Origin of the sequence: Paenibacillus sp. NRS-1760, from assembly GCF_050467785.1 — a bacterium.
Classification (GTDB): domain Bacteria; phylum Bacillota; class Bacilli; order Paenibacillales; family Paenibacillaceae; genus Pristimantibacillus.
Genome location: NZ_JBITPK010000001.1, coordinates 1 through 2,992 on the forward strand (window position 1 = coordinate 1; position 2,992 = coordinate 2,992).

The 2,992-nt window shown below is 53.4% G+C and carries 1 rRNA gene; it reads right to left on the minus strand.

Annotated features, from left to right (window positions below):
* Positions 1–51 precede the first annotated feature (51 nt).
* Positions 52–2,984, minus strand: a 23S ribosomal RNA gene (locus ACIFSR_RS00005).
* Positions 2,985–2,992 lie beyond the last annotated feature (8 nt).

The following is a 2,992-nucleotide window of genomic DNA, read 5'->3' on the forward strand; positions in this document are numbered from 1 at the left end:
AAGCCTTTTATGCTGCTGTCTACTGGATGTATGGGTCACAGTAAACGTGTTTAGGATAAGCCCTCGACCGATTAGTATTCGTCAGCTACACACATTGCTGTGCTTCCACCCCGAACCTATCAACCTCGTCGTCTTCAAGGGGTCTTACATACTGGGAAATCTCATCTTGAGGGGGGCTTCACGCTTAGATGCTTTCAGCGCTTATCCCGTCCGTACTTGGCTACCCAGCGGTGCTCCTGGCGGAACAACTGGTACACCAGCGGTACGTCCATCCCGGTCCTCTCGTACTAAGGACAGCTCCTCTCAAATTTCCTGCGCCCGCGACAGATAGGGACCGAACTGTCTCACGACGTTCTGAACCCAGCTCGCGTACCGCTTTAATGGGCGAACAGCCCAACCCTTGGGACCTACTTCAGCCCCAGGATGCGATGAGCCGACATCGAGGTGCCAAACCTCCCCGTCGATGTGGACTCTTGGGGGAGATAAGCCTGTTATCCCCAGGGTAGCTTTTATCCGTTGAGCGATGGCCCTTCCATTCGGTACCACCGGATCACTAAGCCCTACTTTCGTACCTGCTCGACTTGTAGGTCTCGCAGTCAAGCTCCCTTATGCCTTTGCACTCTTCGAATGATTTCCAACCATTCTGAGGGAACCTTTGGGCGCCTCCGTTACATTTTAGGAGGCGACCGCCCCAGTCAAACTGTCCACCTGACACGGTCCCCGAACCGGTTTCACGGTTCTAGGTTAGAACTCCGATACGATCAGGGTGGTATCCCAACGTTGCCTCCACACAAGCTGGCGCTCATGCTTCAAAGGCTCCCACCTATCCTGTACAGATCGTACCAAAGTTCAATATCAAGTTACAGTAAAGCTCCATGGGGTCTTTCCGTCTTGTCGCGGGTAACCTGCATCTTCACAGGTATTAAAATTTCACCGGATCTCTCGTTGAGACAGCGCCCAAGTCGTTACGCCATTCGTGCGGGTCAGAATTTACCTGACAAGGAATTTCGCTACCTTAGGACCGTTATAGTTACGGCCGCCGTTTACTGGGGCTTCGGTTCACAGCTTCGGGTTACCCCTAACCGCTCCCCTTAACCTTCCAGCACCGGGCAGGCGTCAGCCCGTATACTTCGCCTTACGGCTTCGCACAGACCTGTGTTTTTGCTAAACAGTCGCTTGGGCCTTTTCACTGCGGCCCCCTCGGGCTATTCACCCTACCGAGGCACCCCTTCTCCCGAAGTTACGGGGTCATTTTGCCGAGTTCCTTAACGAGAGTTCTTCCGCGCGCCTTAGCATGCTCTGCTCGCCTACCTGTGTCGGTTTGCGGTACGGGCACCTAGATCTCACTAGAGGCTTTTCTTGACAGCCGGAGTACATGACCTTCGCTACTGCAATTTTCGCTCCCCATCACAGCCCAGCCTTAATGATCGACGGATTTGCCTATCGATCAGCCTCACTGCTTGGACGGACTATTCCATCAGTCCGCGTCACTGCCCTTCTGTGTCACCCCATTGCTCAAACGATCTTCGGTGGTACAGGAATTTCAACCTGTTGTCCATCCACTACGCCTTTCGGCCTCGCGTTAGGTCCCGACTTACCCTGAGAGGACGAGCCTTCCTCAGGAACCCTTAGGCTTTCGGCGGACAAGATTCTCACTTGTCTTTTCGTTACTCATACCGGCATTCTCACTTGAATACAGTCCACCAGTCCTCACGGTCCAACTTCAATCCGTATTCAACGCTCCCCTACCCAAGTACCTAATGGTACATGTCATAGCTTCGGTGGTGTGTTTAGCCCCGTTACATTTTCGGCGCAGAGTCACTCGACCAGTGAGCTATTACGCACTCTTTAAATGATGGCTGCTTCTAAGCCAACATCCTGGTTGTCTTTGCAACTCCACATCCTTTCCCACTTAACACACACTTGGGGACCTTAGCTGATGATCTGGGCTGTTTCCCTCTTGACAATGGATCTTAGCACTCACTGTCTGACTCCCGAGTAGCACGTCTATGGCATTCGGAGTTTGACTGGACTTGGTAACCCTTGGCGGGCCCCGCACCCAATCAGTGCTCTACCTCCACGACGCTCATTCCTCGAGGCTAGCCCTAAAGCTATTTCGGGGAGAACCAGCTATCTCCGAGTTCGATTGGAATTTCTCCGCTACCCCCACCTCATCCCCGCATTTTTCAACATGCGTGGGTTCGGGCCTCCAGTGCGTGTTACCGCACCTTCACCCTGGACAGGGGTAGATCACACGGTTTCGGGTCTACGACCACGTACTTATTCGCCCTATTCAGACTCGCTTTCGCTACGGCTCCGTCTTCCCGACTTAACCTTGCACGTGATCGTAACTCGCCGGTTCATTCTACAAAAGGCACGCCATCACCCATTTAACGGGCTCTGACTTTTTGTAAGCGCACGGTTTCAGGTTCTTTTTCACTCCGCTTCCGCGGTGCTTTTCACCTTTCCCTCACGGTACTGCTTCACTATCGGTCACCAGGGAGTATTTAGCCTTGGCAGATGGTCCTGCCGGATTCCGACGGGGTTTCTCGTGTCCCGCCGTACTCAGGATCCGTCTCGGAGAGTGCTTGCTTTCGGTTACAGGGCTTTTACCTGCTCTGGCGGGCCTTTCCAGACCTCTTCGCCTACCAAACACTTTTGTAACTCCATGTGAGACGTCCTACAACCCCAAGGAGCAAGCTCCTTGGTTTGGGCTAATCCGCGTTCGCTCGCCGCTACTGACGGAATCACTATTGTTTTCTCTTCCTCAGGGTACTTAGATGTTTCAGTTCCCCTGGTATGCCTCTACCCAACCTATGTATTCAGTTGAGAGTAACTGTCCATTACGACAGCTGGGTTTCCCCATTCGGAAATCCTCGGATCAATGCCTGCTTACGGCTCCCCGGGGCGGTATCGTTGTTCGCCACGTCCTTCTTCGGCTCCTGGTGCCTAGGCATCCTCCGTGCGCTCTTACTAGCTTAACCAAATGCTC